Source organism: Isoptericola sp. NPDC056578 (assembly GCF_042793275.1).
Lineage (GTDB): Bacteria > Actinomycetota > Actinomycetes > Actinomycetales > Cellulomonadaceae > Isoptericola.
This window is the reverse complement of record NZ_JBHTVC010000023.1, coordinates 50,711-73,557: the sequence shown is the minus strand read 5'-3', so window position 1 is coordinate 73,557 and position 22,847 is coordinate 50,711. Positions and strand designations below refer to the sequence as shown.

Genomic DNA, 22,847 nt, shown 5'->3' with positions numbered 1-22,847 from the left:
AGGTCCAGGTCTACCCCTGACCAGCGCGGCGGAGCGTCGCGATCGGCGTCCTGGCGACGCGCCTGCCCGCCGCCCCCTGAGCACGACGGCGCCCCCCCCCACCGCGCAGGAGGGACGGGGCGCTGTCGTGGTGCGGCGCCGCTCGTCAGGCGACTCTCATGGCCGCCCGAGTCTGCGGTTCCGCCTCAGGCGACGAGCGAGCGCAGCACGTACTGCAGGATGCCGCCGTTGCGGTAGTAGTCCGCCTCACCGGGGGTGTCGATGCGCACCACGGCGTCGAACTCGACCGTCGAGCCGTCCGCCTTCGCGGCGGTGACCTTGACCGTCTCCGGGGTGGCGCCGTCGTTCAGCGCGGTGATGCCCGCGATGTCGAACGTCTCGGTGCCGTCCAGGCCGAGGGACTCGGCGTTCTCGCCCGCCGGGAACTGCAGCGGCAGCACGCCCATGCCGATGAGGTTGGAGCGGTGGATGCGCTCGAACGACTCGGTGATGACGGCCTTGACACCCAGCAGCGCGGTGCCCTTGGCGGCCCAGTCGCGCGACGAGCCGGAGCCGTACTCCTTGCCGCCGAGCACGACCAGCGGGGTGCCCTGCGCCGCGTAGTCCTGCGCCGCGTCGTAGATGGTGTCCTGGGCGTTCTTCACGAAGTTGAACGTGAAGCCGCCCTCGACGCCGTCCAGCAGCTGGTTCTTGAGGCGGATGTTCGCGAACGTGCCGCGGATCATGACCTCGTGGTTGCCGCGGCGCGAGCCGTAGCTGTTGAAGTCCCGGCGGCCCACGCCGTGCTCGGCCAGGTACTTGCCGGCCGGGCTGTCCGCCTTGATGGAGCCGGCGGGCGAGATGTGGTCGGTCGTGACCGAGTCGCCCAGCTTCGCCAGCACGCGGGCGCCCGAGATGTCGGCGACCGGCGACGGCTCGGCGCCCATGCCCTCGAAGTACGGGGGCTTGCGCACGTAGGTGGACTCGCCGTCCCAGGAGAACGTGTCGCCCTCCGGGGTCTCCAGCGCGCGCCACCGGTCGTCGCCGGTGAACACGTCCGCGTAGTCCTTGGTGAACATGTCGCGGTCGATCGAGGCGTCGATCGTGGCCTGGACCTCCTCGGGGGAGGGCCAGATGTCGCGCAGGAAGACGGGGTCGCCGGCCTCGTCACGGCCCAGCGGGTCGGACTCGAAGTCGAACTCCATCGTGCCCGCGAGCGCGTAGGCGATGACCAGCGGCGGGGACGCCAGGTAGTTCATCTTCACGTCGGGGTTGATGCGGCCCTCGAAGTTGCGGTTGCCGGACAGCACCGAGACGACGGCGAGGTCGTGCTCGTTGACGGCCTCGGAGATCTTCTCGTCCAGCGGGCCGGAGTTGCCGATGCAGGTGGCGCAGCCGTAGCCGACCAGGTGGAAGCCGAGCTTCTCGAGGTAGGGCCAGAGGCCGGCCTTCTCGTAGTAGTTCGTCACGACCTGCGAGCCCGGAGCCATCGAGGTCTTGACCCACGGCTTGGACACGAGGCCCTTCTCGACGGCCTTCTTGGCCAGGAGCGCCGCGGCGAGCATGACCGACGGGTTCGACGTGTTGGTGCACGACGTGATGGACGCGATCGCGACGGCGCCGTGGAAGAGGTCGAACTCCTTGCCCTCGCTGTCCGTGACGGGCACGGTGCGGCGGCCGTTCGCGTGGATCGCGGGCGAGTCGGAGGCCGGGAACGACTCCTTCTCGGCCTCGTCGACGACGTCGGTGACCTCGGGCGCGTAGACCGGCAGGTCGCGGCCGAAGGCGGCCTTCGCGTGCGAGAGCTCGATGCGGTCCTGCGGGCGCTTCGGGCCGGCGATCGACGGCACGACGGTGCCGAGGTCCAGCTCGAGGTACTCGGAGAACTTCGGCTCCACGTAGGAGTCCGAGCTCGGGTCGAGCCACAGGCCCTGCTCCTTGGCGTACGCCTCGACGAGCGCGAGCTGCTCGTCGCTGCGGCCGGTGAGGCGCAGGTAGTCCAGGGTGACGTCGTCGATCGGGAAGATCGCGGCGGTCGAGCCGAACTCGGGGCTCATGTTGCCGATGGTGGCGCGGTTGGCCAGCGGCACCTGGGCGACGCCCGCGCCGTAGAACTCGACGAACTTCCCGACGACGCCGTGCTGGCGCAGCATCTGGGTGATCGTGAGCACGACGTCGGTCGCGGTCACGCCGGCGGGGATGGAGCCCGACAGCTTGAAGCCGACGACGCGCGGGATGAGCATCGACACGGGCTGGCCGAGCATGGCCGCCTCGGCCTCGATGCCGCCGACGCCCCAGCCCAGCACGCCGAGGCCGTTGACCATCGTGGTGTGCGAGTCGGTGCCGACGCAGGTGTCGGGGTAGGCGCGGAGCACGCTCTGCCCGTCGACCTCCACCTCGCGCGTCATGATCGTGCGCGCCAGGTACTCGATGTTGACCTGGTGCACGATGCCGGTGCCCGGGGGGACGACCTTGAAGTCGTCGAACGCCGTCTGGCCCCAGCGCAGGAACTGGTAGCGCTCGTGGTTGCGCTCGTACTCGAACTCGACGTTGCGGGCGAAGGCGTCCGCGCGGCCGGCGACGTCGATCTGCACGGAGTGGTCGATGACCATCTCGGCGGGCGCGAGCGGGTTGATCCGCTTCGGGTCGCCGCCGAGCTCCGCGACGGCCTCGCGCATCGTGGCGAGGTCGACGACGCAGGGCACGCCGGTGAAGTCCTGCATGATCACGCGGGCGGGCGTGAACTGGATCTCCGTGTCGGGCTGGGCGTCCGGGTCCCAGGCGGCGACGGCGCGCACGTGGTCGGCGGTGATGTTGGCGCCGTCCTCGGTGCGCAGGAGGTTCTCGGCGAGGATCTTCAGGGAGTACGGGAGGCGCTCGGCGCCCTCGACGGCGGAGAGGCGGAAGATCTCGTAGGCCTTCCCGCCGACCTCCAGCGTTCCCTTCGATCCGAACGTGTCCACGCTGCTCACTGCGGCTCCTTCTGCGGGGCTGGCCGGCGAGGGCACCGTGCGCGCGCTGCGGCGCGACGGTTCCGACGCCGTGGTTCTGGGGGCTCCGCCCAGCGTACGCCGGGCACCTGGTCAGCATAGCCCATATATCTTGACGTCAAGATATCTCGGCGTCAGGTCCCGGTCCGAGCGTGCCGAGAATTTCCGTACGCCGCACGGGAACAACGGTCGTGGCCAGCGCGTTGTGCAGCTGCCCTCGACCGGAAGGACGCCCATGCCGTCGCGCACCCCCACGACCTCCACCGCAGCCGCCGACCCCACGGCCGACGCCGGCACCGCCGGCACCGCCCGCGCGGACGCGCCGCCCGCCCTGCCGCCGCTCACGGCCCAGGCCGAGCTGCTCCTGGCGCGCGAGGTCGTGCCGCCGGAGACGCTCTCCCCCGCCGCGCTGCGCGACGCCGCCGCGGCGCTGGAGCGCACGGCACCGGCCGGGTCGCTCCTGGTGGTCCACCCGCGGGTGCTGCCGCCGTCCGCCCTCGCCGGGCACCTGCGGCGCACGACGACCGTCCGCGGCGGCGCCGTGGAGCGCGCGGGCTTCGTCGTCGTGGACATGACCGACGTCGACGACTTCGCGCCTGTGCCCGGCGTCGACGTGCCGGACGCCGACGTCTACGCCGTCACCGCCCCCGACCGGGGCGACGAGATGGCGAACTGGTCGCCCGAGGAGGCGGAGCCGGCGATCGCCGCTCGCGGTCGCAGCCCCCTCACCCTCGCCGAGGGCGTCCACTGGGTGCTCCAGTCCCCCGACGTGCTCGCGCGGAACCTCTGCTTCATGACGATCGGCTCCCGGCTGCGGCGACCGAACGGCACCTACGACGCGCGCACGCCCGCCGTCTGGATCTCGAACGGGACCGGCCGCGACGGGGCCGAGCGGCGCGGCGCCCCCAAGGTGGGCTGGTGCTGGTGGCGCAACCGGCACACGTGGCTCGGCTTCGCGTCGACAACCCGCGATTGATCGCCTGACTCCAACGACGGCAATCAACAGGCCTGCTTGTCCAATATCATCGCCAGATGCCCAAGCCCGATGCCTGTGCCGCTCGCAGACCTGGGATGAAGCCCGACGGGTCGAGCGAGTCAACCCTCGCAACCAGAATCATCCTGGCCCCCTGCGTGCAGAAATCTTATTATCGGGGCCATGAAGAAGATCTACGATCCTGAGTGGCTTGAACACCTTGCTGAGCAATTGGAGTTGCTCGACGCGTCATGCGATGGATGGGACCAGGGCCGGAACGGTGAGGCGAAGCGAATAGCCATTTCCGTTCGGATTCTAGTCCACACGGGAACCGGCACTCCCCTGCTGAGTCATCTCGGCGTCTTGGACAACCTCCTCGTGCCTTCGTTCGTACTCCTGGGGCCGCCACCAAGTATCGGCATTTCGCCACCAGAGTCAGGCGCGCCTCTGGTGCACCAAGTGCGACCGGGTGTCGCCTCGATCGGATTCTTCGAGGATGAATCACCTCCGGCGTACTGGCCAGTCGCGCTCGGCGAAAAGAATCTCGGGAGTAAGCCCAATCTCCCTGTGCCGGACTGGTGGAAGGAGGTCGTCATGTATGACGAGGATGGGGCTGAGGTCACGAGACGAAACCTCGCACTATGGGTCTCGAACAAGGATGGCGGAGCTCACCTCGACGCTAGACTCCCCCCGACATACAGGGGCCTGAGCCGATCTGGAACCCTAGGCTTTCGAGACTCGTTCGGCGCCCCGTATACGGCCAACCCTATCCCAGCAGCCCTTCGCCACATTGGCGAAGAACTCAGGTTTGGAATTCGCCGCCACTTCAGCCCATATCTCGGACATCTCGCAAAGACTCCAGTCCCCAAGATCACCCGCCCGATTCCGGACCTGCAGATCGGCGGACTCGAGTTCGGACTACGGTCTAGTTGAACCGAGAATTCTTCGAACGTTCCCGAGAACTGAATAACCCCAACCGTTCCCAGCTCAGCGGTCGAGGACGGCGACGGCCTCCACGTGGTGCGTCATCGGGAACAGGTCGAAGGCCCGCAGCCCGGTGAGCCCGTACCCGTGCCCGGCGAGGTACGCGACGTCGCGGGCCAGGGCGGCCGGGTCGCACGCGACGTAGACGACGCGCCGCGGGCCGCGGCCGGCGATCGCGTCGACGACGGACCGGCCGGCGCCGGCGCGCGGCGGGTCGAGCACGACCACGTCGGCGCCGCCCACGTCCGACCCGGTCGCGTCGCCGTCGGCGAGGACCCGGTCCACGGCGCCGAGGTGCAGCTCGACCTGCGGCAGGTCGTGGGCGTTGCGGCGTGCGTCCTTCACGGCGCGGGCGTCGCCCTCGACCGCGACGACGCGGCCGGAGCCCCCGACGGCCGCGGCGAGCGGCACCGTGAACAGGCCGGCGCCGGAGTACAGGTCGAGCACCGTCGCCCCGTCCGCGTCGCCCACCGCGTCGAGCACGGCGCCGGTGAGCAGGTCCGGTGCCGAGCGGTGCACCTGCCAGAAGCCGTCGGCGGCCACGCGGTAGCGGTGCTCCGCGCCGCCCGCACGCACGGTCTCGGTGACCGACCGACGGGCGTTGGGGCGGGTGTCCCCGCGGCCCCGACGCCACGGCACCTCGTCGACCAGGAGGAGGGCGTCCGCGCCGTCCGCCGGTGCCACGAGCTCGAGGCGGGCGCCAGGACGCCAACGACGGGTCCACACCTCCTCGGCGTCCGCGAGCGCCGCGACCGCGTCCGTGGCCAGCGGCATCCCGTCGAGGGGCACCACGTCGTGCGAACGGAAGCGCCGCATCCCGGCCCGCCCGTCGGCGTCGGCCACGAGGTCGACGCGGGTGCGGTAGCCGAGCCCGCCGCGCTCGTCGTCGCCGGGCGCCGCCTCCACCTCGACCTCGCGCTCGAGCTTCGCGAGCCGCTGCAGCTGCTCGGCGAGGACGGCGGCCTTCCAGCGGCGCTGCGCGGGCAGCGCCACGTGGGCGAGCTCGCCGCCGCCCACCCCGCCCGGGCCGGCCTCGGGCCAGGCGGACGGGACCCGGTCGGCCGACGCCTCGAGGACCTCGACCGCGTCGGCGCGCCAGAAGCGGCTGCCGGTCTCGGTCACCCGCGCCCGGACCCGCTCCCCGGGCAGGGTGTGGCGCACGAAGACGACGCGGCCGTCGAGCCGTGCGACGCAGTGCCCGCCGTGCGCGACGGGGCCGATCTCGAGCTCGACCTCCCGCCCGACCTCCGGGTCCGGGGTGGTGGGTCGAGGGCGCGGCGCGGAACGGCGAGGTCGGGGCATGGGCACCATTCTCCCCCGCGCCCGGTGCGGGTCGGAACGCGGCGAGAACCGCGTCCTGACCGCGTCAGAACCGGGGGCCGCGCGGCGAGGTGCCCTCGAGGCCGGTCTGGCCGGCCGACGACGAGAGCTGCCACGGCACGGACGCCACCACGACACCGGGCGTGAACAGCAGCCGCCCCTTGAGGCGCAGGGCCGACTGGTTGTGCAGCAGCTGCTCCCACCAGTGCCCGACGACGTACTCGGGGATGTACACGACGACGAGGTCGCGGGGCGAGTCGCGGCGCACGGAGCGCACGTACTTCAGCACGGGCCGCGTGATCTCGCGGAAGGGTGAGTCGAGGACGCGCAGCGGCACCGGCAGGTCCAGCGCCTCCCACCGCGCGCGCAGGTCAGCGATCTCCTCCGCGTCGACGCCGACGGTCACGGCCTCGAGCACCGACGGCCGCGACGCCCGCGCGTACGCCACGGCGCGCATGGTCGGCTTGTGGATCTTCGAGACCAGCACGATGGCGTGCACGCGGCTGGGCAGGGCGCGGGCGCCCGCGACGTCGTCGAGCTCGAGCTCGGTGCGCACCCTGGCGTAGTGGGCGCGGATCGCCTTCATGAGCGCGAAGAGCACGCCCATCGCCAGCAGGGTGATCCATGCGCCGTGCGTGAACTTCGTCGCCAGCACGATGACGAGCACCGTGGCCGTCATGACGAAGCCGACGCCGTTGACGACCCGGGAGCGCTGCATGCGGGCGCGCTCGGCGGGGTCGGGCTCCTTGCGCAGCGCGCGGGTCCAGTGCCGGAGCATGCCGAGCTGCGAGAGCGTGAACGACACGAACACGCCCACGATGTACAGCTGGATGAGGCGGGTGACCTGCGCGTCGAACGCGACGATGAGCACGATCGCGGCCACGGCGAGCGTGATGATCCCGTTGGAGAACGCGAGCCGGTCGCCGCGCGTGTGCAGCTGGCGCGGCAGGAAGCCGTCCTTGGCGAGGATCGAGCCGAGCACCGGGAAGCCGTTGAAGGCGGTGTTCGCCGCGAGCACGAGGATCAGCCCGGTGACGATCGAGATCGCCACGAACGCGGGCGTGAACCCCTGGAACACGGCCTCCGCGAGCTGGCTGAGCACGGGGTGCTGGTTGTAGTCCTCCGGCAGCGGCTGCCCGCCCACGGTGAGCTGGTCGTGCGCGTCCTCGACGTACTTCACACCGGTGGCCTGCGCGAGCAAGAGGATGGAGATCATCATCGTGGCCGAGATGCCGCCCAGCAGGGCCAGGGTGGTGGCCGCGTTGCGCGACTTGGGCTTGCGGAACGCCGGGACGCCGTTGCTGATCGCCTCCACACCGGTGAGGGCGGCACAGCCCGAGGCGAAGGCCCGGGCCAGGAGGAACGCCCCCGCCAGGCCGGTGAGCCCCTGGTCGAAGCCCGCCTCGGGCGTCATCTCGAACCCGGCGCTCTCCGCCAGCGGCAGGTCGCCCGCGAAGAACCGGATCGCCCCCACCACGGCGAGGAGGCCCACGAGGGCCATGAAGCAGTAGGTCGGGATCGCGAACACCGTGCCCGACTCGCGCACGCCCCGCAGGTTCATCACCGTGAGGATCACGACGACCACCACGGCGAACAGCGCCTCGTGCCCCCGCAGGAACGGCAGGGCCGACGCCGCGTACTGCGCCCCCGACGAGATCGACACCGCCACCGTGAGGACGTAGTCGACGAGCAGGGCGGAGGCGACGCCGATGCCGGCCGACGGCCCGAGGTTCGTCGTCGCGACCTCGTAGTCGCCGCCGCCCGAGGGGTAGGCGCGCACGTTCTGGCGGTACGACGACACCACCACGAGCAGCACGACGACGACGCCGAGACCCACCCACGGGGAGATCGTCGTCGCGGCGATGCCGGCGACGGCCAGGGTCAGGAGGATCTCGTCCGGCGCGTACGCGACCGACGACAGCGCGTCCGACGCGAAGACCGGCAGCGCGATGCGCTTGGGCAGCAGGGTGTGCCCCAGGTTCTCGCTGCGCACGGGGCGCCCGATGAGGAGCCGTTTGGCAGCGTCCGCGATGTCCGACACGTCGAGCAATGCTATGCCCGGCACGCCCTGCGGGCGCGCGCGTCCCGTCGCGGCGTCCGTGGCGATGTCGAGGGGCCCCGCGAGGTATAGCGTTTCGCCCGTGCACTTCGTGATCATGGGCTGCGGCCGCGTCGGTTCGACGCTCGCGCAGACGATCGAGTCCCGCGGCCACTCCGTGGCCGTCGTCGACCAGAACCCCGACGCGTTCCGCCGTCTCCCGGCCGGGTTCTCCGGGCAGAAGGTGACGGGCGTCGGCTTCGACCGGGACACGCTCGTCCAGGCCGGTATCGAGGACACGTACGCCTTCGCCGCCGTGTCCGACGGCGACAACTCCAACGTGCTCGCCGCGCGGGTCGCGCGAGAGACGTACGGCGTCGAGAACGTCGTGGCCCGCATCTACGACCCCCAGCGCGCGGAGATCTACCAGCGCCTCGGGATCCCGACGGTCGCGACCGTGCGCTGGACGGCCGACCAGGTGCTGCGCCGCATGCTCCCGCTCGGCGCCACCGACGAGTACCGCGACCCGTCCGGGCAGGTGCGCCTCGCACAGATCGACTACCACCCCGGCTGGGCCGGCCTGACGGTGCACCGCATCGAGGAGGCCACCGGCGCGCGCGTCGCCTTCCTGTCGCGCTACACCGACGGCATCCTGCCGACGCCCGGCTCCGTGCTGCAGGAGAACGACGTGCTGCACGTCCTCATGCGCGCCGACGACGCGGCCGCCGTCGAGCGGGTCCTCACCCACGAGCCGCGGCGGGAGAGCTGATGCGCGTCGTCGTCGCCGGGGCCGGGTCGGTCGGCCGGTCCATCGCCCGGGAGCTCCTCTCGCACGACCACGACGTCGTGCTCATCGACAAGAACCCCGCCGCGATGCGGGTGGCGCAGGTGCCCGAGGCCGACTGGCTCCTCGCCGACGCCTGCGAGCTGTCCTCGCTGGAGGCCGCCGACGTCACGAGCGCGGACGTCGTCGTCGGCGCCACCGGCGACGACAAGGCCAACCTCGTCTTCTCGCTGCTGTGCAAGACCGAGTTCGGGGTGCCCCGCACCGTGGCGCGGGTCAACAACCCGAAGAACGAGTGGATGTTCGACGGCTCGTGGGGCGTCGACGTCGCCGTGTCGACCCCGCGGATCATGACCGCGATGGTCGAGGAGGCCGTGGCCGTCGGGGACCTGGTGCGGATCTTCACCTTCCACCAGTCCGGCGCGGACATCGTCGAGGTGACCCTGCCGGACGACTCGCCGCTCGTGGGGGCCCGCGTCGGCTCCGTCGTCTGGCCGACGGACACCGTGCTGGCGTGCATCGTGCGCGGCGCGCAGCCGCTGGCGCCGACCGTGGACGACACGCTCGAGACCGGCGACGAGCTGGTCCTCGTGATGGGCAGCCAGGCCGACGAGGAGTCCCTCCAGCACCTGCTCGCCCACGGCGGTCCGGCCGTCCCCGCCGTCGCGGCGGGCGACCCGCTCGTGGCGCCCGAGCTCGCCGTGCCGGACGGCGCCGACGACGAGCTCGACGGGTCCGAGGACGGCCGCTAGCCCTCCCGCGTGGCGGCCGGCCCGGCCGGCTGCGCCGCGGGGCGCCCGGCGTGCGCGCCGCGCACGACGACCCAGGTGAGCCAGAGGACCAGGCCCCACAGCGGGACGCCCAGCACCAGGTGGGCCGTGCCCAGCCAGCCGACGCTGTCGGCGAAGTACAGCGGCACCTTGACCGCCAGGCGCACCGCGAACAGCCCCGCCCAGAACCAGGTGGCGAGGGTGTAGCGCCGGACGAGCTCCGGGTCCCTGCGCCAGGCGACCAGCGCAGCGAGAGGGTTCGCGGTGTCGGCGCCGGGCGTGGTGGCCCCGGCCCGGGCCCGCTCGTCGTCGTGACGGGCGCGCTCGCCGGCGGCGTCGGCGAACCCGCCACGCACCGCCTCGACCACGAGGCCGACCACGGGCCAGCGCACCGCCAGCGACACGAGGATGGCCGCGAGGTACGCGGCGTTGGTCCACAGACCCCACACGTAGAAGTTCTGGGCCTCGCCGGACCTCCAGGCCCAGAACACGCCCACGCCGATGCCGAGCAGGCCGCCGAGCGCCTGCGTGATCGGCGTGCGCTGCGCGAGGCGGGCCACGACGGCGACGAGCGCCGCGCCGACGGAGGCGACCAGCGCCCACGTCAGGGCGGTGCGCTCGTCGCCGCCCATCGACGCGACGACGTAGATGACCACGAAGAGCAGCCCGGGCAGCACGGCCTCGACCACGCCGCGCACGCCACCGACGGCCTGCCCGAACGAGAACTCCTCGCCCGTGACCGCCCGCACCCCGCGTCCGTCGGCGGTGGGCGCCGTGGGGCGACCCTGGTCGGTGGGACCGGTCGGCTTCCCCGCCGCGGGATACCCGTCGCTCACTCGCCGGCCCGCGCGCGCAGCTCGTACCGGGGGTTGAACATCGTGCGCCGCCCGTCGATGTCGCACACCAGTCCCTCGACGCGGATGCGGCGGCCCGGGTCGATGCCCGCGATGGCCCGGCGCCCGAGCCACACGAGGTCGAGGGAGCCGGAGCCGTCGTACAGCTCGGCCTCCACGGTCGGCACCCCCTCGCGGGGGCGCAGCACGACCGAGCGGAGCACGCCGGCCGCGCTCGCCCGACGGCGGTCACCCAGGTCGGCGACCGGCGTGCAGCCGCGGTGGGCCGCGGCCTCGTGGCGTTCCTCGTCGGCGGCGACCTCGTCGGCCGAGGCCAGCGCGTGCCGGACGGCGGTTCGCAGGGACATCAACAGCTCCAGGCTGGTGGACGGGCCGGCCTCGCGGCCGGGTCGCTCACCGGATCTCGGTGATCTCCGGCCCGCGGGTCAGCGGGTCGAACGACGGTGTCTGCGGCGCGGCGCCCTCGGGCCCCGCGGTGGTGTCCTCGCCCGGCGCGTCGCCCTGGCGCGCACTCTTGGGCAGGGTCAGCGTGAGCAGGTCGCGCGGCGGGCGGGGGTTGCCGTCCCGCACCACGACGACGTTCGCGAACACGGACTCGAGCTGCTTCGCGGCCTCGGGGTCCACCGCGGCACGCCCCGACAGCACGCCGCGCAGGAACCAGCGCGGCCCGTCCACGCCCACGAAGCGGGCGGGACGCACGGCAGGCTTGCCGTCGGGTCCGGTGGCCGGGATGCGCGCGATGAGCTCGCGCCCGAACGTGCCGGGCACGTCGTCGACCGTGCCGCCCTGGCGCGTGATGGACGACCCGATCTCGGCGCGCACCTCGTCCCAGATGCCCGCCGTGCGGGGGGCCGCGAACGCCTGGACCTGCAGGCCGGAGCCGTTGAGGGTCGCGGACACCCCGGTGACCTTCTGGGTCTTCTTGTCGACCTCCATGCGCAGCTCCAGGCCGGGCAGGACGGGCAGCCAGACGGCGCCGAGGTCCACGCGGGGCCCCATGCCCGTCACCTGGGTCGAGTCGAACGGGCCGCGCTCGGGACGCTCTGCCGCGCCCTCGTCGGTGCCGGGGCCGTCGCCGGTGGCGGGCGCCGCGGCCTCCGCGGTCGCGGGCTCGCGGGCCTCGTCGGTCCCCTTCTTCGACGCGTTGCGCCGGAACAGCCCCACGGAGGATCTCCTTCTCGTCGTCCTGCTCGCCCGGCGGCCGGACGAGCCCTACCCAACTCCCACAGTAGACCGGTTCGCGCGCGCCTCCGGTCCGTGCCCGGGGTCGTCAGCCGCCGGCGAAACCGCCGCTCGAACCGAACCCGCCCTCGCCCCGGTGCGAACCCGGCAGCGTCGTCGCCACGAGGAAGCGGGCGTGCTCCACCCGCTGCACCACGAGCTGCGCCACCCGGTCGCCCCGGCGCAGCCGCACCGGCTCGGCGACGTCGGTGTTGAGGAGCACCACCTTGATCTCCCCGCGGTACCCCGCGTCGATGGTGCCGGGCGCGTTCACCACGGTCACCCCGTGCTTCGCGGCGAGGCCGGAGCGCGGGTGCACGAACGCCGCGTACCCCTCGGGCAGCGCGATCGCCACCCCGGTGGGCACGACGACCCGGCCCTGCGGAGGGATCTCGACGTCGACCGTGGTCACGAGGTCCGCGCCCGCGTCGCCCGGGTGCGCGTACGCGGGGGTGGGCACGTCGTCGAGCAGCGTGACGAGGACGTCGACGGTGCTCGGGTCTGGGCCCGGCTCGGTGCTCGGCTCGGTGCTCACATGGCTGGCGGTGTCAGGCACCCGGGAAGCGTAGCCGACCGGCGGGCGGCGCACCGGCGTCCTCCGCGCCGTCCGGACCGGGACGGAACCGCGGCGCGGTGCTGGGATGATGGGCCCATGAGCGAGCACGCGGCCCACCCGCCCACCGTTACCGGCCCGGCCTTCCGGGAGCGGCTGACCCCCGGACCGGCGGCCTGGTGCGGCGCCGTCGGGCTGGGCGTGATCGTCGGGGTGACCCTCTGGCCGCTGGCGCACGCGGTCGCGGCGGTCGTCGGGGTGCTCGCTGCGGCCGCCACCCTCGCGGCCCTCGTCGCGACCGCGCCCGTCATCGAGGTCGCGGACGGGCGGCTGCGCGCCGGCAAGGCCCAGATCGCCCTCGACCTCCTCGGCGAGGTGACCACGATGGACGACGCCGAGGCGATGCGCACCGCCCTCGGTCCGGCGCTCGACGCCCGCGCGTTCGTCTGCCTGCGCGCGTGGGCACGCACCGGCCTGCGCGTGGACCTCGAGGACCCGCTCGACCCCACGCCGTACTGGCTGCTGTCGACCCGGCGGCCGCAGGAGCTGGCCGCCGCGCTCGCGCGCTGAGCCCCGACGTACGCCGTCGCGCCGGGAACGACGAAGGCCGTCACGTCCTCGACGTGACGGCCCGTGTCGTCCGTGGTGCTGGCGCCCCGACCTTCGGTCAGGCGGCGCACTCCGTGCAGATCATCTGACCGTTCTTCTCGTAGGCCAGCTGGCTGCGGTGGTGGACGAGGAAGCAGCTCGTGCAGGTGAACTCGTCGGCCTGGCGGGGCAGGACGCGGACCGCGAGCTCCTCGCCGGACAGGTCGGCGCCAGGAAGCTCGAAGCCTTCCGCGGCCTCCGTCTCGTCCTCGTCGACGACACCCGACGACTTGTCGGAACGACGCGCCTGGAGCTCCTGGATCGAGTCCTGCTCCACGTCCTCGTCGTTCTTGCGGGGGGCGTCGTAGTCGGTTGCCATCTGTGTGGTCACGCTCCGTGGTGTCGGGATCGGTACGCGCTGATAATGCTCGGTGACCGGGTTTTGTTCCCGGTCGGCCCACGGATTGTGCACCATTTCGGGCGGCCGCGCGACACCACGAGCTGTTCCTCGTGTCACAGCGCGACGATCGGCCGCTGACCTGCACCGACGCACCCGCACGGCGCGGTGTTCGCCCTCGGCGAGACCGGCGGGCTGACGCAGTTTTTCACCCCGGCGCGCGGGCGTGGAACGACCGAACCCGGTCAGCCCCTCAGCCGCGCGCGACGTCCTCCGGACGGTCGGCGTCGGCGTGCTCGAGCCACCGGACGAGCTCCGTCACGACCGGGGTCGCTCCCGCGACCGTCATGGCGCTGCCCGGGCCCCGCCCGCGCAGCCCGCCGACCCAGGCCCCGGCCTCCGCAGCCACGAGAGCGCCGGCCGCCAGGTCCCACGGGTTGAGCCCGCGCTCGTAGTAGAGGTCGAGCGCGCCCTCCGCGAGCAGGCACAGGTCGATCGCCGCGGACCCGATCCGCCGGATGTCGCGCACCCGGGGCAGGACGTCGACGAGGACCTCGGCCTGGCGCGCCCGCCGCTCGGGCGCATAGCCGAAGCCCGTGCCCACCAGCGACCGGGAGAGGGCGTCCGGCCGGCTCACGCGCAGGGCGCGCCCGTCGCGCTCGGCCCCACCGCCGCGCGCCGCCGTCCAGGTGCGCCCGTCGACCACCGAGTGCACGCAGCCCGCGAGCGCCGTCCACCGCTCCGGGTCGGCGGGCCCGGCCACGACCGCCACCGAGACCGCGTAGGACGCGACGCCGTACAGGTAGTTGACCGTGCCGTCGATCGGGTCGAGCACCCACGTGAGCCCGGAGGTGCCGGGGACGTCGTCGCCCTCCTCGCCGAGGATCGCGTCGTCCGCCCGCTCCTCGGCGAGCCGGCGCCGCAGCAGCGCCTCGACCGCCCGGTCCATGTCCGTCACCGGGTCGACGTCGGAGGACTTGGTCGCGGCGACCTCGACCCGCTCCGGGCGTCCGTCGCGCACCAGGGCTCCGGCCTCGAGCGCGAGGCTGCGGGCCAGCGCCCGCAGCGCCTCGACGTCGACACCGATCTCGATGCCGGTGTCGCGTCCGTCGGTCTGGTCCCCGGTCGCCGCTCGTTCTTCCACGGCCTACATCTTGCCCGACCGTCGCCCCCACCGGGCGGTCCAGCCGGGGCCCGGGTGCGGCACGGTCCACCCGCGCGCGAGCGACGCGATGCGGAACCCGAAGACGAGGGCCACCACCCCGAGCGCGGTCCACAGCTGCAGCACGTCCTCGTGCCAGAGCAGCGCGGTGAGGCCGGCGCCCACGAGCGCGGGCACGGCGTAGAGCTGCCGGTCGGCGAAGACGAGCGGCACCTCGCCCACGAGGACGTCCCGCAGGATCCCCCCGCCCACGGCGGTGAGGACCCCGACCACCACGGAGGCGAGCACGCCCGCACCGAGGTCGAGCGACTTCGTCGTGCCCTGGAGCACGAACAGCGACAGCGCGGCGGCGTCGAGCACCAGGATGGAGCGCCGCATCCGCTCCAGCCCCGGGTGGAAGAAGAAGATGATGACGCCCGCGGCGAGCGCGGCCAGCACGAGCCGCCAGCTCGAGATGCCGACCGGCGGCGTGTCGCCGATCAGGACGTCGCGCAGGATCCCGCCCCCGAGCCCGGTCACCCACGCGAGCACGAGGACGCCGAACGCGTCGAACCGTTTGCGCACGGCGGCGAGCCCTCCCGAGACCGCCGCGACGAAGACGGCGACGAGCTCCAGGTAGGAGACCGGGCCGGAGGTGAACGCGTCCACGGGACGTCATCCTCCCAGGCCTTCCCGCCCGGGGCGCGCCAATCGACGGCACACCGACGCGCCTGCGCGGCACCGCCCCGCGCCGGTGGCACCCTCGAACAGGCGGACCCGCCCCGACGGAGTTCCCGAGGGCGACCTGTGAGGGAGGAAGCATGGCCGAGCTCGAGCTCGTGAGGCTGCACGAGGACGGTGAGCGCCTGGTCCTGCGCGGCCCCGGCGGCACCGAGAGCACGCTGCCCATCACGGAGGCGCTGCGCGCCGCGGTGCGACGCGACCGACCGCGCACGGAGGCGCTGCGCGCCCAGGCGGCCACCACCCTGCGCCCCCGAGACCTGCAGGCCCGCCTGCGCGCCGGGGCGACGGTCGAGGAGCTGGCCGAGGAGTCCGGGCTCCCCGTCGACCACGTGCAGCGCTACGAGTGGCCCGTGGCCGCGGAGCGCGACCATGTCATCGGGCAGGTGCGCGCCCACCGGCTGCCGGGCGACGACGAGACGACGACCCTCGGGGAGGTCGCCGACACCCGGCTGGCCGCCCGCGGCGTCACGACCGACGAGGCCCTTTGGTCGGCCCGTCGCGACGGCACCGCGCCCTGGGTGGTCGAGGTGCGGTTCTCCGCCGGCGACCGCGACCGGTCGGCGCGCTGGACCTTCGACCCCAAGGGCCGCGTCGTGACGGCGCTCGACGACGAGGCGCGCTGGCTCGGCCAGCCGGACGACCCGGTCTCCCCCGACGTGCTGGGCGTGCCGTCGACGGGCGGGCGTGCGGTCACGCCCCGCCGGCACGTGGACGACGACACCACGGCGCTGCTCCTGGACGACCTTGCCGGACGCCGCGGGCAGCGGCCCGGCGACCGCCGCAGGACGCCCGCCCGCACGGCGGCGGACGACGTGCCACCCGTGCCGGAGCCGATCCCCGTCGGCCACGTCAGCGCTCCCCCGGTCGACGCGCCCGCCGTGGCGCCGGAGCCGGAGCACGCCGACCCGGCCGGTGCGAGCGTGGTCGACCTCGGGTCGCGCCGCGCGGGCCTGCGCCCGACGACGCCCGACCGCTCCACCCACCCGTCGTCGGCGCGTCGGCCGATGCCCGGCGTGCTGCCGCTCGACCACGACGACGACGGGGCCGACGACGGGGCCGACCGGGCCGGGGCTGCGGACACCCGCCCGGACGCCAGGCAGGACGCACGGTCCGACGTGGTCGACGACGCGACCGCACCGAGCGGGCCGCCCGCGCAGGGGCCCGCCGGGCCGCAGCCGGCCGCGCCGGCACCGCGGAGCGACAAGCCCGCCGGGGGGCGACGGCCCGGTCGCAAGGGCCGCGCCCAGGTGCCGAGCTGGGACGAGATCGTCTTCGGCGGCGGCCGCCCGTCGTCCTGACCTCGCCCGGCCCCGTCCTGTCCTGTCCCGTCCTGTCCCGCTACGCGCCGTCGCCCAGGTCGAGCTGGTCGGTGACCGACGCGCGCCGGCGGGCGTCGGCCTGCGTCATGCGCCGCATGTGGTGGCGCCGGCACAGCACCTCGTAGGACACCGGGCCGCCGTCGGGCGCGCCCGCGACGTCGCCGACCACCACCTGGTCGCCCTCGACGACCATGACGCCGCCCACGGTGCGGGCGTTGTGGGTGGCCCGCGCGCCGCACCAGCACAGGGACCGCACCTGGAGCTCCTCGACGCGATCGGCGAGCTCGATGAGACGGGCGGCGCCGGGGAACAGCCGCGTGCGGAAGTCGGTGGTGATGCCGAACGCGAAGACGTCCAGCTCCACCTCGTCGACGAGGCGGGCCAGCTGCTCCACCTGGGCCGGGGAGTAGAACTGCGCCTCGTCGCACACGAGGTAGTCCACGACCCGACCGGCCTGCCGCTCGGCGGCCACGACGTCCCAGAAGTCGGTGTCGTCGGTGACCTCGCGGGCGTCGACCTCGAGCCCGAGCCGCGACGACAGCCGGGAGGTGCCGGCGCGGTCGTCGCGCGTGAAGATCAGACCGGTCCGCCCGCGCGCCGCGTGGTTGTGGTCGGTCTGCAGCGCCAGCGTCGACTTGCCGCTGTCCATGGTCCCGGAGAAGAAGACGAGCTCGGCCATGGGCAGATCCTGTCAGACCCGTGCCCCGTGCCGGGCCGGCGCCCGCGGCCTACTGCCCGACGCGCCCGTCCACGCACTCCCGCAGCAGGTCCGCGTGCCCGCAGTGCCGCGCGTACTCCTCGACGTGGCCGAGCAGCAGCTCGCGCAGCGAGATCTCGCCGCCCGGCTCCGCGCCCAGGTCGGAGAAGCCGGCGTTCGTGCTGCCGAGGTCGTCGAAGCCGTCGACCATGCGGTCGGTGGCGGCCATCTCCTCGTGCCAGCTCCGGAACGCCTCCGCGACGACGGCGGGGTCGGCCACCGCGCCGTCCCAGTCGCCGTCGCGGTGCGTCTCGCTGCGGTACAGCCACGGCGCGTCCTCGCCGGTCATGATGCGGCGCACGTGCCGCTCGTCCTCCGTGAGGTGGCGCACCAGTCCGAGCAGCGACATCGTCGACGGCGGCACCGAGCGGCGGGCGAGCTGCTCGGCGTCCAGGTCGGCGCACTTCATCTCGACGGTGAGCCGGTACGAGCGGAGCGAGTCGAGCAGGATCGCCCGTTCGTCGACCAGCTCGACGTCGCTCTCGCGCGGGTCGTCGTCCGGGTCCACCCACATGTCGGGGTAGACGGTGGCGCGGGTCCAACGGGACTCGGTCGCAGGGTCCTGCTCGCGGGGCTCCATCTCGGCATCGTGACACCCGCGACGCGGGCGCGCCACGGCTTTCCGCGCCGTGCTCGTGCCGTGCTCGTGCCGTGCTCGTGCCGCGCTCGTGCCGCGTGCGAGGGCGACGACCGCCGGGGCTACGCCTGCGCGACCAGCAGCGGCACGACCATCTCCGCGGGCGTGAGCGACCCGTGCACGCCCGGCATCTCGCGGGCGCCGGACGGGTGCAGGCGCGAGTCGACGACCGTCGCCGCCCCGCGCGCCGCGACCAGGACGTCGCCCACCGCGGGCAGCACGTGGTCGGCCACGGGACCCAGCCATCCGGCCGCGACCGCGTCGTCGCGCAGCACGACGAGAGCGTCGTCCCCGAGCACCGCGGCCCAGCGGTCCGCGACGTCCCGCGGGTCGGCGCCGGGAGCGACGTACACGTGGCCGGCGCGCGGCTCCCCGCCGAGGAGGGCGACGTCGCGCGCGAGCTCCGGCCGGGCGGCGACGTCGTGCTGGTGGGACAGGTCCGCCGTCACCTGACCGTGGTCGGCCGTGACGACGACGAGCGTGCCCTTCGGGACGGAGCGCACCAGGCGGCGCAGCTCGGAGTCCGTCTCCTCGAGGGCGTCGCCCCACTGCCACGACTGCGGACCGTGCTGGTGGCCCGCCTTGTCGACGGCACCGTGGTAGAGGTACACGAGGCCGGGCTCGCGCAGCTCGCGCACCGTGGTGCCCACCTGGGCGTCGAGCCCCTCGGCGGCCGCGTAGCGCGGGCCGCGCAGCGCCGCGCGCGTCATCCCGGAGCCCGCGAACCGCGCGGGCCCGGGCGAGGTGACGCGCACCCCGCGCCGCACGAGCGTCTCGAGCACCGTCGGCTCGCGCTGCACGTCCTCGGGCTCGGCACGCATCGGACCGGAGAGCTTGGTACGCCGGTACGGGTCCGACTGCTCGGTCCAGGACACGGTGGTGGCGAGGCCGCCCGTGGCGGGGTTGCGCTGCGTGTAGCCCAGGAGCCCGGTGCGGCCCGGGGCCGTGCCCGTGCCGAACGTCGCGAGCGCCGCCGCCGTCGTCGAGGGGAAGCTCGACAGCACCGACCGGCCGTCCGCGGCCAGCGAGCGCAGGAACGGGGCGTGCCCGCCACGCTCGGCGAGGTTGGCCAGGCCCAGGCCGTCGACGAGGACGACGACCACCCGGCGGACGCCGGAAGGCAGCCCGAGCGCGTCGCGGCAGTCCGCCGACCGCAGCCCGGTCGCGGTCGTGAGGTCCGCCCCGAGGGCGCCCGCGACGGCGGGCAGCACGGCGGCGAGGGAGCCCGTCCCGTAGGAGGGGGCGAGGAGGCCGTCCGGCAGCGCGAGGGTCGCCGTCATCGGGCGGCGCGCCCGCCCGTCCCGGTCGCCGCCGACAGGGAGCGCGAGAACGCGATCGCGCGGCGCAGGGCGTCCCGACCCTCCGCGGCACCGCTGACGCGCACGACGACGTCGTCGGGCGTGAGCTGGCCGGTGAGCCCGTGGTCGGCCTCGCAGTTCGGGTCCGGGCACTGCACGGGCTCGAGGTCGACGCGGGAGACGGCGCCCCAGCCGATGGCGAGCGTGAGCTCGGACGCGCTGTCCCCGGGGCGGTGCTCCGCCGGCTCGGCGACGATGTGCGTGAGGGCGACCGACCGGATCTCGCTCAGCGGCACGGCCTCCGTGGTCGCGGCGGCCGACGACGGGTGGGCGGCGTCGCCCTCGTGGTCGTCGACGTGCGCGGTGACGAGGCGGGTGGGCGTGAGGGCCAGCACGGTGAGGTGCCGGCGCACGGCGTCGTCGAAGGTGGTCTCGGCCTGGACGAGGTGGGCGAGCACGTCCTCGTCGGCGAGCGCGACGTCGAGGACGTCCTCCACGAGGTCCGGGTAGTACCCGGCCCGGCGCACGTGGGCGGACAGTTCGGTACGGAGGTTCTCGCGGGCGGTGGCATGCGGCACCCGCGCATTCTCCCACCGCCCCGGCGGCCGTGGCCACCGCCGTCCCCAGCCGGTGCCGTCCCCGCGTTCCGGCACGTCAGCCCGGCAGGGCGCGGCGCGGCGCGTCCGCGCGCTGCGCCGCCGACCGCAGCCGGACGACGGCGTGCAGCACGCTCACCCCGACCGAGCCGACGACGACGGGGTACAGCTCCAGCGACGCGAGCTCGGGCAGGTCGTCCGCCAGCACGGACACGCGCGCGAGCACGTCCTCGAGCGCGTCGATGTCCGCCTCCGGCGCGCCGCCGTACCCGAACAGCCGCGGCGCCGCGCGCACCGTGCGCACCATGGCGGCCACGTCGACGTCCGTCAGCGGCGGGATGCCGTAGGCCACGTCGTCGAGGAGGTCCGTCGCGTCGCCCGCGAGGCCGAACGACACCTTCGGGCCGAACAGCGGGTCCTCGCCCGAGCGGATGACGCACGGCACCCCGACGGGTGCCATCGGCTGCACCTCCATGGCGGGCTCGTCCTCCCCCAGGACGTCCAGGGCGACCTGCCGCATGCGCTCGACGTCGGCACGCAGCTCGGCCGCGTCGGCGATGTCCAGGCGCACCCCGCCCAGGTCGGTGCGGTGGCGCAGCGCCGTCGAGGCGGTCTTGAGGGCGACCGGCCAGCCGAGCTCGTCGGCCGCCGCGACGGCCTCGTCCGCCGTGCGCACGGTCCGCGAGCGCCAGAGCCGCACGCCGTAGCAGTCGAGCAGCTCCGCCGTCTCGTCCTGCGTGAGCGCCCGCCCCTCGCCGCCCTCGGCGTCGGCGAGCCAGCGCTCGACGAGCTTGCGCGCCCGCCGCGCGTCCATGCCCTCGGGCCGCACGTGGGTGCCGCGGTCCTCCGTGCGCCAGCGCGCGTACGTCACGACCTTGCCGAGCGCCGTCACCGCGTCCTCCGGCGTGGAGAACGCGGGGATCCGCACGGGCGTGCCGTCGGGGCCCGTGGCCGCGAGCTCGTCGGGCAGGCCGCTGAGGCCGAGCATCGACGCGACGGTGGTGCGCCCGGTCCGCGCGGCGGCCTCGGCGACGGCGCGCGCCACGGCCCCGGTGCGCGGCACGACGACGGGCACGTCGACGGCGACGACGACGTCGCACGCCCCGGGCGCGTAGAGCGCACCGGTCACCTGCGCGATCTGCTCGTCGGTGGCGTCCGGCGGCAGGAAGTCGGAGGACGCCGCGACGACGAGGCCCGCGGCGGCCGCGGCCTCGGCCACGAGGGCCGCGAGCGCGGCGGACGACGCGAGGATGCCCACCCTGCCGCCGGTCGGCAGCGGCTGGTGCGCGAGCACCTGCGCGACGTCCATGAGCTGGTGGGTGTTCTCGGCCCGGATCACGCCGGACTGCCGCAGCATCTCGTCGAGCAGGCGACGCGGCGCACGCGTGGCGCGCACGGCGTGCCCCGGGGGCACGACCTGGCCCGACCGGCCCGCCACGACCACGACGACGGGCTTGACCCCGGCCAGCCGGCGCGCGATCCGGGAGAACTTGCGGGGGTTGCCGATGGACTCGAGGTAGAGGCAGACGACGGCGGTGCGCGCGTCGTCCTGCCAGTACTGCATGAGGTCGTTGCCCGACACGTCGGCGCGATGCCCCGCGGACAGCAGCGCCGAGACGCCCAGGCCGCGCCGCTCGAGCGTCCGCGTGAGCGTGACGGCGGCGGGCGCCGACTGGCAGAACATGCCGACCACGCCGGCCCGGGGCGTCCGTTCCGCGAGGCTCGCGTGCAGCCGCGCGCCCGGCGTCGTGGTGAGCAGGCCGAACGACGCGGGGCCGATCACCCGCATCCCGCCCGCGTGCGCGGCGCGCACCAGCTCGCGCTGCCGGGCCAGGCCGTCCGGCCCGGTCTCCGCGTACCCGGCGGCCAGCACGACGACGCCGCGCGCGCCGCGACCGGCCAGGCGCCGCACCGCGTCGACGGCGGCGTCCGGCGGCACCGCCAGGAGCGCGAGGTCGACGCCGTCGTCGCGCGCGTCCCCGTCGCTCGCCTCGTCGCCGGCCCCGAGCGCGTCGTCCCACGACCCGGCGACCGCGAGCCCCGGGGCGTCCGGGACCGGACCGGGGGCGCCGAGCACCGTGAGCCGGGTGTCCCCCGGGTCGGTCGCCGCGGCGTCGACGACGCGCTGCGCGAGGTGGTGTTCCGGCGTCGCTCCGCCGGGCCCCGCAGGGCCGGGCCCGACGAGCAGGACCCGGCGGGCGGACAGCAGCGCCTGCATCGAGCGCGCCTCCGCGCGGTGCTCGCGGTCCGCCATCACCTCGCGGGAGCGCTCCGTGGGGTCGAGGTCGAAGGCCACCGTGACCACGCCGTCGTCGAGGTGCTGGCTCACCGCGTACCCGGCGTCGCGGAAGACGGCGAGCATCGACGAGTTCTGCGGCAGCACGTCCGCGGTGAAGCGCCGCACCCCGCGCTCGCGCGCCGCCGCGGCGACGTGCTCGAGGAGCACCGAGCCGAGGCCCTTGCCCTGCATCGCGTCGGCGATGTTGAAGGCCACCTCCGCCTCCGTGGGCGTGACCTTGTCGTACCGGGCGACGCCGAGCACGTCCTCGCGCGGGCGGCCCGCGTCGTCGGCGCCGGGCCGCACCGCGACCAGGGCCACCCGGTCGCGCTGGTCGAGGTGGGTGAGGCGGTTCAGCTCGCGGTCCGTCAGCCGGCGCACCGGCGCGAAGAAGCGGAAGTACGCGGACCGCTCGGACTGCGCCTCCTGGAAGCGCTGGATCGCGTCGGCGTCGTCGGGCCGCAGGGGGCGCACGTGCATGGTCGTGCCGTCGCGCAGCACGACGTCGGCCTCCCACGCGACCGGGTACCCAGGGTCCGGCCGAGCGTCCTGCCCAGCCGCCGGCCGGGCGTCCGGAGTGTCGGGTGCGTCCACCCGTGCAGGCTATCCGGGCCCTGTGACGCGGG

At 74.3% G+C, this 22,847-nt stretch carries 21 protein-coding genes; 6 read left to right on the top strand and 15 right to left on the bottom strand.

Annotated features, from left to right (window positions below; all coding sequences use genetic code 11):
- Window positions 1–185: 185 nt before the first annotated feature.
- Entirely contained in the window at window positions 186–2,951 is a 2,766-nt protein-coding gene (gene acnA / locus ACFQ80_RS11335) for an aconitate hydratase AcnA (RefSeq protein ID WP_430551102.1), read from the bottom strand.
- Window positions 2,952–3,204: 253 nt separating this feature from the next.
- Here acnA and ACFQ80_RS11330 point away from each other — a divergent pair, with 253 nt between their 5' ends.
- Both ACFQ80_RS11330 and ACFQ80_RS11325 read left to right on the top strand, forming a co-directional pair.
- Window positions 3,205–3,945 carry a DUF5701 family protein gene (locus ACFQ80_RS11330; RefSeq protein WP_430563717.1) on the top strand — a complete coding sequence of 247 codons (741 nt, stop codon included), beginning with the start codon at window positions 3,205–3,207 and terminating at the stop codon, window positions 3,943–3,945.
- Window positions 3,946–4,125: 180 nt separating this feature from the next.
- Window positions 4,126–4,875 (top strand): hypothetical protein, encoded by a 750-nt coding sequence (locus ACFQ80_RS11325; RefSeq protein WP_430563716.1) that lies wholly within the window; start codon window positions 4,126–4,128, stop codon window positions 4,873–4,875.
- Between the two features lie 54 nt (window positions 4,876–4,929).
- On the opposite strand, the gene ACFQ80_RS11320 is transcribed toward ACFQ80_RS11325, so the two are convergent.
- Complete coding sequence (locus ACFQ80_RS11320; RefSeq protein ID WP_430563715.1) at window positions 4,930–6,228, bottom strand: class I SAM-dependent RNA methyltransferase; 1,299 nt, start codon at window positions 6,226–6,228, stop codon at window positions 4,930–4,932.
- 64 nt (window positions 6,229–6,292) lie between these two features.
- On the bottom strand, window positions 6,293–8,287 hold the full coding sequence (locus ACFQ80_RS11315) for an APC family permease (protein WP_430551099.1): 1,995 nt from the start codon (window positions 8,285–8,287) through the stop codon (window positions 6,293–6,295).
- Between the two features lie 115 nt (window positions 8,288–8,402).
- Here ACFQ80_RS11315 and ACFQ80_RS11310 point away from each other — a divergent pair, with 115 nt between their 5' ends.
- Window positions 8,403–9,053: a potassium channel family protein gene (locus ACFQ80_RS11310; RefSeq protein WP_430551268.1), complete on the top strand. Its 651-nt coding sequence runs from the start codon at window positions 8,403–8,405 to the stop codon at window positions 9,051–9,053.
- Entirely contained in the window at window positions 9,053–9,820 is a 768-nt protein-coding gene (locus tag ACFQ80_RS11305; RefSeq protein WP_430551098.1) for a potassium channel family protein, read from the top strand. The genes ACFQ80_RS11310 and ACFQ80_RS11305 overlap by 1 nt, the downstream gene beginning before the upstream one ends.
- Here the strand turns inward: ACFQ80_RS11305 and ACFQ80_RS11300 are convergent.
- The 4 genes from ACFQ80_RS11300 to dut all read right to left on the bottom strand — a co-directional run bounded on the left by ACFQ80_RS11300 (window position 9,817) and on the right by dut (window position 12,448).
- A complete protein-coding gene (locus ACFQ80_RS11300; RefSeq protein WP_430563714.1) occupies window positions 9,817–10,587 on the bottom strand; it encodes a DUF3159 domain-containing protein in 771 nt (256 codons plus the stop codon). The genes ACFQ80_RS11305 and ACFQ80_RS11300 overlap by 4 nt on opposite strands.
- Window positions 10,588–10,670: 83 nt before the next feature.
- Complete coding sequence (locus ACFQ80_RS11295) at window positions 10,671–11,039, bottom strand: OB-fold nucleic acid binding domain-containing protein (RefSeq protein WP_429729800.1); 369 nt, start codon at window positions 11,037–11,039, stop codon at window positions 10,671–10,673.
- Between the two features lie 46 nt (window positions 11,040–11,085).
- On the bottom strand, window positions 11,086–11,856 hold the full coding sequence (locus ACFQ80_RS11290) for a DUF3710 domain-containing protein (RefSeq protein WP_430551096.1): 771 nt from the start codon (window positions 11,854–11,856) through the stop codon (window positions 11,086–11,088).
- A 106-nt stretch (window positions 11,857–11,962) separates the two neighbouring features.
- Window positions 11,963–12,448 (bottom strand): dUTP diphosphatase, encoded by a 486-nt coding sequence (gene dut / locus ACFQ80_RS11285; RefSeq protein ID WP_430551267.1) that lies wholly within the window; start codon window positions 12,446–12,448, stop codon window positions 11,963–11,965.
- A gap of 117 nt (window positions 12,449–12,565) precedes the next feature.
- Here dut and ACFQ80_RS11280 point away from each other — a divergent pair, with 117 nt between their 5' ends.
- The gene (locus tag ACFQ80_RS11280; protein WP_430551095.1) at window positions 12,566–13,036 is read left to right on the top strand and encodes a DUF3093 domain-containing protein; all 471 of its coding nucleotides are present in this window, start codon (window positions 12,566–12,568) and stop codon (window positions 13,034–13,036) included.
- Between the two features lie 97 nt (window positions 13,037–13,133).
- Here the strand turns inward: ACFQ80_RS11280 and ACFQ80_RS11275 are convergent, their stop codons facing one another.
- The 3 genes from ACFQ80_RS11275 to ACFQ80_RS11265 all read right to left on the bottom strand — a co-directional run bounded on the left by ACFQ80_RS11275 (window position 13,134) and on the right by ACFQ80_RS11265 (window position 15,261).
- Entirely contained in the window at window positions 13,134–13,433 is a 300-nt protein-coding gene (locus ACFQ80_RS11275; RefSeq protein ID WP_429729811.1) for a DUF4193 domain-containing protein, read from the bottom strand.
- Window positions 13,434–13,704: 271 nt separating this feature from the next.
- Window positions 13,705–14,544 (bottom strand): inositol monophosphatase family protein, encoded by an 840-nt coding sequence (locus ACFQ80_RS11270; RefSeq protein ID WP_430563719.1) that lies wholly within the window; start codon window positions 14,542–14,544, stop codon window positions 13,705–13,707.
- A gap of 54 nt (window positions 14,545–14,598) precedes the next feature.
- Window positions 14,599–15,261 carry a trimeric intracellular cation channel family protein gene (locus ACFQ80_RS11265; RefSeq protein ID WP_430551094.1) on the bottom strand — a complete coding sequence of 221 codons (663 nt, stop codon included), beginning with the start codon at window positions 15,259–15,261 and terminating at the stop codon, window positions 14,599–14,601.
- Between the two features lie 152 nt (window positions 15,262–15,413).
- On the opposite strand from ACFQ80_RS11265, the gene sepH reads away from it, so the two are divergent.
- Complete coding sequence (gene sepH, locus ACFQ80_RS11260; protein WP_430563713.1) at window positions 15,414–16,634, top strand: septation protein SepH; 1,221 nt, start codon at window positions 15,414–15,416, stop codon at window positions 16,632–16,634.
- A gap of 40 nt (window positions 16,635–16,674) precedes the next feature.
- On the opposite strand, the gene ACFQ80_RS11255 is transcribed toward sepH, so the two are convergent.
- The 5 genes from ACFQ80_RS11255 to ACFQ80_RS11235 form a co-directional block, all read right to left on the bottom strand.
- Window positions 16,675–17,334: a thymidine kinase gene (locus ACFQ80_RS11255; RefSeq protein WP_430551092.1), complete on the bottom strand. Its 660-nt coding sequence runs from the start codon at window positions 17,332–17,334 to the stop codon at window positions 16,675–16,677.
- Between the two features lie 49 nt (window positions 17,335–17,383).
- Window positions 17,384–17,992, bottom strand: a complete 609-nt coding sequence (locus tag ACFQ80_RS11250; protein WP_430563712.1) for a DinB family protein — start codon at window positions 17,990–17,992, stop codon at window positions 17,384–17,386.
- 119 nt (window positions 17,993–18,111) lie between these two features.
- Entirely contained in the window at window positions 18,112–19,329 is a 1,218-nt protein-coding gene (locus ACFQ80_RS11245) for an alkaline phosphatase family protein (protein ID WP_430563711.1), read from the bottom strand.
- Window positions 19,326–19,925 carry a DUF5998 family protein gene (locus ACFQ80_RS11240; protein ID WP_430551089.1) on the bottom strand — a complete coding sequence of 200 codons (600 nt, stop codon included), beginning with the start codon at window positions 19,923–19,925 and terminating at the stop codon, window positions 19,326–19,328. The genes ACFQ80_RS11245 and ACFQ80_RS11240 overlap by 4 nt, the downstream gene beginning before the upstream one ends.
- Window positions 19,926–20,001: 76 nt before the next feature.
- On the bottom strand, window positions 20,002–22,815 hold the full coding sequence (locus ACFQ80_RS11235; RefSeq protein WP_430563710.1) for a GNAT family N-acetyltransferase: 2,814 nt from the start codon (window positions 22,813–22,815) through the stop codon (window positions 20,002–20,004).
- Between the last annotated feature and the right edge of the window lie 32 nt (window positions 22,816–22,847).

Coding starts and splice junctions, on each gene's coding strand:
- ACFQ80_RS11330 (WP_430563717.1), top strand. CDS start 3,205: ATGCCGTCGCGCACCCCCACGACCTCCACCGCAGCCGCCGACCCCACG.
- ACFQ80_RS11325 (WP_430563716.1), top strand. CDS start 4,126: ATGAAGAAGATCTACGATCCTGAGTGGCTTGAACACCTTGCTGAGCAA.
- ACFQ80_RS11320 (WP_430563715.1), bottom strand. CDS start 6,228: ATGCCCCGACCTCGCCGTTCCGCGCCGCGCCCTCGACCCACCACCCCG.
- ACFQ80_RS11310 (WP_430551268.1), top strand. CDS start 8,403: ATGGGCTGCGGCCGCGTCGGTTCGACGCTCGCGCAGACGATCGAGTCC.
- ACFQ80_RS11305 (WP_430551098.1), top strand. CDS start 9,053: ATGCGCGTCGTCGTCGCCGGGGCCGGGTCGGTCGGCCGGTCCATCGCC.
- ACFQ80_RS11295 (WP_429729800.1), bottom strand. CDS start 11,039: ATGTCCCTGCGAACCGCCGTCCGGCACGCGCTGGCCTCGGCCGACGAG.
- ACFQ80_RS11280 (WP_430551095.1), top strand. CDS start 12,566: ATGAGCGAGCACGCGGCCCACCCGCCCACCGTTACCGGCCCGGCCTTC.
- ACFQ80_RS11275 (WP_429729811.1), bottom strand. CDS start 13,433: ATGGCAACCGACTACGACGCCCCCCGCAAGAACGACGAGGACGTGGAG.
- sepH (WP_430563713.1), top strand. CDS start 15,414: ATGGCCGAGCTCGAGCTCGTGAGGCTGCACGAGGACGGTGAGCGCCTG.
- ACFQ80_RS11255 (WP_430551092.1), bottom strand. CDS start 17,334: ATGGCCGAGCTCGTCTTCTTCTCCGGGACCATGGACAGCGGCAAGTCG.
- ACFQ80_RS11250 (WP_430563712.1), bottom strand. CDS start 17,992: ATGGAGCCCCGCGAGCAGGACCCTGCGACCGAGTCCCGTTGGACCCGC.
- ACFQ80_RS11245 (WP_430563711.1), bottom strand. CDS start 19,329: ATGACGGCGACCCTCGCGCTGCCGGACGGCCTCCTCGCCCCCTCCTAC.